Origin of the sequence: Streptomyces sp. NPDC059866, assembly GCF_042731325.1 — a bacterium.
Taxonomy (GTDB): domain Bacteria; phylum Actinomycetota; class Actinomycetes; order Streptomycetales; family Streptomycetaceae; genus Streptomyces; species Streptomyces flavusporus.
Window position 1 is genome coordinate 1 of sequence record NZ_JBHWJT010000101.1, and the last position, 5,499, is coordinate 5,499.

The 5,499-nt window shown below is 68.8% G+C and carries 6 protein-coding genes and 1 pseudogene; 3 read left to right on the top strand and 4 right to left on the bottom strand.

The genetic code is table 11. The features are described from left to right. Positions 1-83 precede the first annotated feature (83 nt). Positions 84-1,343 carry a PP2C family protein-serine/threonine phosphatase gene (locus ACFV7R_RS46545; protein WP_385276740.1) on the bottom strand — a complete coding sequence of 420 codons (1,260 nt, stop codon included), beginning with the start codon at positions 1,341-1,343 and terminating at the stop codon, positions 84-86. A 52-nt stretch (positions 1,344-1,395) separates the two neighbouring features. After that, positions 1,396-1,938 (bottom strand): gluconokinase, encoded by a 543-nt coding sequence (locus ACFV7R_RS46550; RefSeq protein ID WP_385276743.1) that lies wholly within the window; start codon positions 1,936-1,938, stop codon positions 1,396-1,398. A 386-nt stretch (positions 1,939-2,324) separates the two neighbouring features. Between ACFV7R_RS46550 and ACFV7R_RS46555 the strand changes: the two genes are divergently transcribed. The 3 genes from ACFV7R_RS46555 to ACFV7R_RS46565 all read left to right on the top strand — a co-directional run bounded on the left by ACFV7R_RS46555 (position 2,325) and on the right by ACFV7R_RS46565 (position 3,543). Further along, entirely contained in the window at positions 2,325-2,774 is a 450-nt protein-coding gene (locus ACFV7R_RS46555; RefSeq protein WP_385276754.1) for a hypothetical protein, read from the top strand. Between the two features lie 152 nt (positions 2,775-2,926). Continuing rightward, the gene (locus ACFV7R_RS46560; RefSeq protein ID WP_385276746.1) at positions 2,927-3,166 is read left to right on the top strand and encodes a hypothetical protein; all 240 of its coding nucleotides are present in this window, start codon (positions 2,927-2,929) and stop codon (positions 3,164-3,166) included. Further along, positions 3,166-3,543, top strand: a complete 378-nt coding sequence (locus tag ACFV7R_RS46565) for a toxin Doc (RefSeq protein WP_385276748.1) — start codon at positions 3,166-3,168, stop codon at positions 3,541-3,543. Before ACFV7R_RS46560 ends, ACFV7R_RS46565 begins: the two co-directional genes overlap by 1 nt. Positions 3,544-3,996: 453 nt before the next feature. Here the strand turns inward: ACFV7R_RS46565 and ACFV7R_RS46570 are convergent. Then, positions 3,997-4,590 (bottom strand): annotated as a pseudogene (locus tag ACFV7R_RS46570) (helix-turn-helix domain-containing protein); the annotation flags it as partial. A gap of 131 nt (positions 4,591-4,721) precedes the next feature. Continuing rightward, positions 4,722-5,210, bottom strand: coding sequence for a hypothetical protein (locus ACFV7R_RS46575; RefSeq protein WP_385276751.1), 489 nt, complete (start codon positions 5,208-5,210; stop codon positions 4,722-4,724). Positions 5,211-5,499: the final 289 nt, after the last annotated feature.

Genomic DNA, 5,499 nt, shown 5'->3' on the forward strand with positions numbered 1-5,499 from the left:
GCGCGATCCTCCCACGCCCAGTGCACAGGCTGCCCAGCCCATCAAACCGCTTGTCCGCTCCCGACCCCGGCGAACCTTCCCGGTCACAGCACTAGCGCGTTCTGGATCTTCGCCGTGATCTGCGTTCTCGGTGTGGCCTTCGTCGCCAGGTGGGTCCCCGAGACGCGCGGCCGCCACGCCGACCAGGTGGGTGAGGACCTCCACCGGCGGTGGAACGTGCGAGCCAAGTGACGTCCGCGCGCGGAACGCGTGCCCGGGGCGGAGCTACTCGCCCAAGGCGACGGCGAGGAGCGCGGCGTCGTCCTGCAGCTTTCCCCGGTGTGCCGGAAGACGGCGGAGAGCACGGCGTCGAGCACCACGTCCGGATCGGGCGGGAGGGACTGGGACAGCACCGGAACAGGGTCGAAGAAGACACCGTCGGCATCGCGGGCTTCGTTGATGCCGTCGGTGAACAGCACCAGGGTGGCTCCGACGGGCAGGTCGAACCGGTCGACCGGAATGCCGTCGTCGCCGAGGACGCCCAGGCCCAGCGGCAGCGACGGCGTGGCCGGTTCCAGCGGGCCCACCGTGCCGTCGTGGACCAGCAGCGGCGCCGCGTGGCCCCGGTTGGCGACGCGCAGCACGGAGTAATCCGGGGAAATCTCCGCGACGACGGCCGTAGCGAACGACTCCGCTTCCGCTCCGGTCGCCTGTGCGATACCCACCTGCATCCGGTTCTCCATCTGCCGGACGACACCCGGCAGGTCCGGTTGGTGATCGCAGGCCTCGCGGAAGGAGCCGAGCAGGGCGTTGACCGTACGGACCGCCTCGAGTCCTTTGCCGCGCACGTCGGCGAGGAGGATCCGGGTGCCGTGGGGCGTGTCGTGAATCGCGAAGAGGTCCCCTCCGATGGCGGCTTCCTCATGGGCGGCCTCGTACCGGGAAGCCACGGCCAGCCGTCCCACACGACGAGGCAGATCCGGGAGCACCGCGCGCTGAACCGCCGCGGCCACCTCGCGGCTCGTCTTCAACTGCCGCCGGTCGCGTGCGAGCAGCACATTGAGGACCGCTGCGATGACGGTGAGAATGATCAGACTGCTGAACGCGACGAGGTCGTCGCGGGCCGGCTCCCTTTCCAGGTACACCAGGGCAACCCCCGCGAGGTTCGCCGCTACGCCGGTGGCGATTGTCCCGCGCAGGGAAAGAACCGGCGCGGCCACTCCGGGGGCGGCCGCGAGCACAGGGAACGTATTGACGTCTCCCCGGGTGGCGATGTCGAGGGCGAACGCGCTTACGATCACCGCGGCAGGCAGCCATCGGAGCCGCTGCTCCCGCTCCGTCGCTTCCTTGCGGCCGTTGCGCATCCCATATCCCTAGGTGATCGTCCGGCGGGCTCTGAGAGCAGCAGTCCGACAACTACTGCGAGGAGTAAGATCTACTGCGTGGCGGAGGGCCGTTCCGGTCGTGCAGTGCGTACACAACGCGGGTGGTGATCTCCTCGGGGCTGCCCGACACGTCCACTGCGACGCCCGCCTCGCCCGGCCCCAGCGGCTCGAGCACGGCGAGCTGGGAGTCCAGCAGCGTCGTGCGCATGAAGTGCCCCGCCGACGAGCCAGCCGCTCCTCGATAAGGGCGCGGTCGCCCGGTGAGGTGCACGAAGACGATGCCGGGAGCCGCTGCCCGCACCCCGTCGCGGTAGGCCCTCCGCAGCGCCGAGCCGCTGATCACCGCGCCGAGCCCCGCCCGCCCGCGCGCCCAGGCGCCGATCGCGTCCAGCCAGGACCAGCGGTCCTCGTCGGTGAGCGGCACACCGGACGACATCTTGGCGATGTTGGCCTGCGGGTGGAAGTCGTCGCCCTCGGCGTACGGAACACCGAGCCGGGCCGCGAGCAGCACACCGATAGCGGTGTTGCCGGTACCCGTGACTCCCATGACCACCACGACCAGGGGGCTACTCATTTTCCTCGCTGCCTTCGCCGGCATCGGATGCCGACGTCACAGATGAGGACGGACGTGCCATGGCTCGATCCTTTCAGGGAATCAGGTCTCCGGCAGACCAGGAGCAGTCCACCGCGCGCCCTCATCACTCCCCGTCACACCCCGGCACATCATGCGAGCCCGGCCCGAAACATAGAGGCACCCCCCGCGGGGGTTGTCCGTAGGCGCGCCCGCTGCGCGCCGGGGCGCGCTCGTGGTCCCCGCCCGCGCGGGGGTTGTCCGTCGTTCCCGGAATCTTCGTGGGAGCCGTCTCCGCCCGCGTAGGTGACCACCTGTGGCAGGCCGTCACCGAAACCGTTGGCAACGGCGCAGCCGCCCTTGTGCGCAAAAGTGGCAAGCCACTTTCCGTGAGGCGGCATGATGCGCACCGACTCCGAGCACGACACCGTCAATCTCCCGCCCGAGGGGACCTGATCTTCGTCTACGACGGACCCGGCCTGGCCACCCGCCTGGAAGGCTGGGCCATCAGCAACCTGGAACTCTTCTTCGGTGACGGGCTCGAGGCCGCGCGGCAGTGCAAGGTCGCCGCTTACCGCAACGCCGACGGCAACCTCGGCATCAACGCGCGCGTGACGCCGCTGGTCGTCGTGGCGGCATGGCACCTCGTCAACCCCGCCGGCGACGTCGTCAACGGAGGCCCCCACGGTCGAAACAGCGAGAAGCCGTCCCAGACACAGCAGGAGCTCGAAGCCGTCCGTGACTCCGGCTGGTACGAGTCCCACAAGGGTGCGGTCCCTGTGTACGGCATCCCCAGCACCTCATGGCGCTCACCGTCCGCCGACGCCAACAGAGCTTGACCGCGCCCTCCGGTTCCGGGTTCACCGCGGCTCGGGGCGGGACCTACCGCTGGTACGAGCCGGACACGGCCCCCTCCGACGAGCCCGCCACCACCAGCGAGCCCACCGCCGAACGCTCGCGCGACAGGCACCTACTAGGTACCATCGGGTGCATGCCATCCCTGAACGTGTCGTTTACCGACGAAGAGCTCGAGGGCGTACGGGCCGCGGCCGCTGCCGAGGGCAAGAGCCTCAAGCAGTACCTCCACGACCTCGGCGTCCGCGAGATGCAGCGCAAGCAGTTCATCGCCGGCGCCACCGGATGGGCCGACCGGCTGCGCGACGAGTTCGACCAGGCCTTCCCCGACGAGGTACCGCCCGCCCAGCGCAGCAACGGAGCCGCTGCCGCCTGATGCACCTCTCCATCGACGTCTCCTGGCTCCTCGATGTCCAAGAGACCGCGCTCGGTCATGACGACCTCACCGTCTCGGACTACTCCGCGCTGGTGGCCGCCGTCGCCCGCCACAAGACCCGGCTCCCCACTCTCGCTGCGGCCGACCCGGACCCGGCCTGGCGTGCGGCTGCCCTGATGCACACCATCGTGCGCCTGGAGCCCCTCCCGCACCGCAACAGCCTGTACGCCGCGTTCATCGCCGCCCAGTACATGGACCAGTCCGGCGAAGGCATCGATCCCCCCTACGGCGCCCTCTCCGACCTCGTCCGCAAGATCCGCGACACCCGTATCCGAGTGCAGGACGTCGCAGACCAGCTGCGTGTCTGGAAGCTGTAGGGTCCCGCCTGCCTGGCCGATTGCCTGACCCGCGATGGCCCCAGCCGGCACGGAAGACGGAGCCGGTCACACCCTTACCGCTGTGACCGAATCAGGTGCATGATCTCTTCACCCCCCGCCATGCAGTACCAAGCAGGTGAAGGGGGTTACATGAGTCCGAAGCGCCACGTCCAGACCCGTGCCACGGTGATACGGGGCGGGGACACGACGACGCTCGTATCCCTCGAGGACTGGTACGGGGGGCACATCCTGACCTCAGTCGATACCCGGATCATCGAGGCAGCCACCGGTATGCCACGTCAGCAGTTGCCGGAAACGCAGCTGTGGGTGATGACGTGGCTCCCGTCGCAGTCCGCCGAGGATCTCGATCTGCGGCAGTGGGAGCCCTGTCGGGGCGTGTGCGGTAATCGGGCAGCGTGACGCGCCGGAATGCGAGTGAGCCGACATGGGGCTGACCTCGAAGGGCACCCCATAGCGGCGCATCGCGGCGGTGAAGGCCGAGCACACCGCCCGGGCGCTGGGCACCGCCACGACGGAGGCGATCACGACGAACCGGGAGTGGTCGTCGATGCCGGTGACCATCTTGCACTCCCGCCCGTCGGCCAGCGGGACCCCGCCGACCAGGTCCATCTGCCACAGGTGCATGGGCGCCTCGCGCTGTCACCGGCGGTACTTGCGCGGATGCTGCTGTTCCTGGGCGCGGACCAGGCCGTTGCGGGACAGCACCCGGTGGACCGTGGCCCGCGACGGCGCCGACTCCAGCCCGCGGCCAGCCAGCTCGTGGGAGATCCAGCGGGCACCCCACCGGGGATGCCAGCGACGCAGCTCGCAGATCTCGGCCTCCACCTCGACGGACAGGTGCGTGGGACTGTTCCGCGGGCGCCGGGAGCGGTCCAGCAGACCGGGCATGCCCTCCTGCTCGAACCGCCGCCGCCAGCTGTGCAACGTCTGACGCGAGGTGCCATACCGGGCCGCGACCTCACCGATCGGAGACCCACCGAGCACCTCGCGGACAGCCCGGTAGCGGTACAAGTCCTTGCCCGGGATCTTCGCAGCAGACTATGCGGAGCGTCTGGCCGCGGCGCGGCGTAGGCTGCGTCCGCGCAGTGACGACTCTGGCGAGAGAGGCGGTTCTGGCTGACTGCAGCAGCATGCAGAGCCCGTACTTGGGCTGGCCGTCAGGTGTCGTATCGACCGTCCCAGGGGGCCGAAAAGCCCAGGCGGTCGGGGTAGAGCTCGGCCCAGTCGTCTTCGCCTTCCCCGTCTTCGTGGCGTTCAGTGATCAGGCCGAAGAGCACGCCGTCAGCGGTCAGCTGGAACGGACGGATCGCGATGTCCCCGTACTCGCGCTGAGAAAGGTCGTCGAGAAGTGCTCTCATCCGTGCCTCGGCTCGAGATGAGACGGAGTCCCCGTCGTAAGGTCGTCGCTGCTGCTCAGCCCACGTGCCTGCGCACCAGATGTCCGAGTCGATGTGCCGACCCTCGGAGTCGAAACGGTGTAGCACGACGTAGAGGCGCTTCTGTTCCTCCCACCCGTCGCCGAGCCTGAACCCTTCTGGAAAGGCGTAGGTGACCGAGGCGAAAAACTGGCCTCCCGCATACCGCCCGATGGTCTTGGTGCGGTAATCGGGCTCGTGGGAGATCGGGATGATCTGGGGGACTGCCATGGCGAGAACCATAGACGTGGGTCGGAAAGTGTCTGGGCCGAGAGACGGCTCAAGGCAGTGGACAAGTACTCAGGTCGGTCGCGGACCGCTTGACGACGAGGCGGGTGGTTTCATCGTGGAAGTGGACGGCGAGAGCTGTTTCGTCCGCGTTATTGATCCGAAACGGTAGGTGTTCTGGGTCGTTGATCCCTGCATGAGTGAACTGGTGGGGGACGCACGGCAGTTGTCGCCGTCGGCGCAGGAGGCCCTTCGGCTGCGGGCGGTGGCCGCGCTGGTGGCGGGCCGGACT

Coding starts and splice junctions, on each gene's coding strand:
- ACFV7R_RS46550 (WP_385276743.1), bottom strand. CDS start 1,938: ATGAGTAGCCCCCTGGTCGTGGTGGTCATGGGAGTCACGGGTACCGGC.
- ACFV7R_RS46545 (WP_385276740.1), bottom strand. CDS start 1,343: ATGCGCAACGGCCGCAAGGAAGCGACGGAGCGGGAGCAGCGGCTCCGA.
- ACFV7R_RS46560 (WP_385276746.1), top strand. CDS start 2,927: ATGCCATCCCTGAACGTGTCGTTTACCGACGAAGAGCTCGAGGGCGTA.
- ACFV7R_RS46575 (WP_385276751.1), bottom strand. CDS start 5,210: ATGGCAGTCCCCCAGATCATCCCGATCTCCCACGAGCCCGATTACCGC.
- ACFV7R_RS46565 (WP_385276748.1), top strand. CDS start 3,166: ATGCACCTCTCCATCGACGTCTCCTGGCTCCTCGATGTCCAAGAGACC.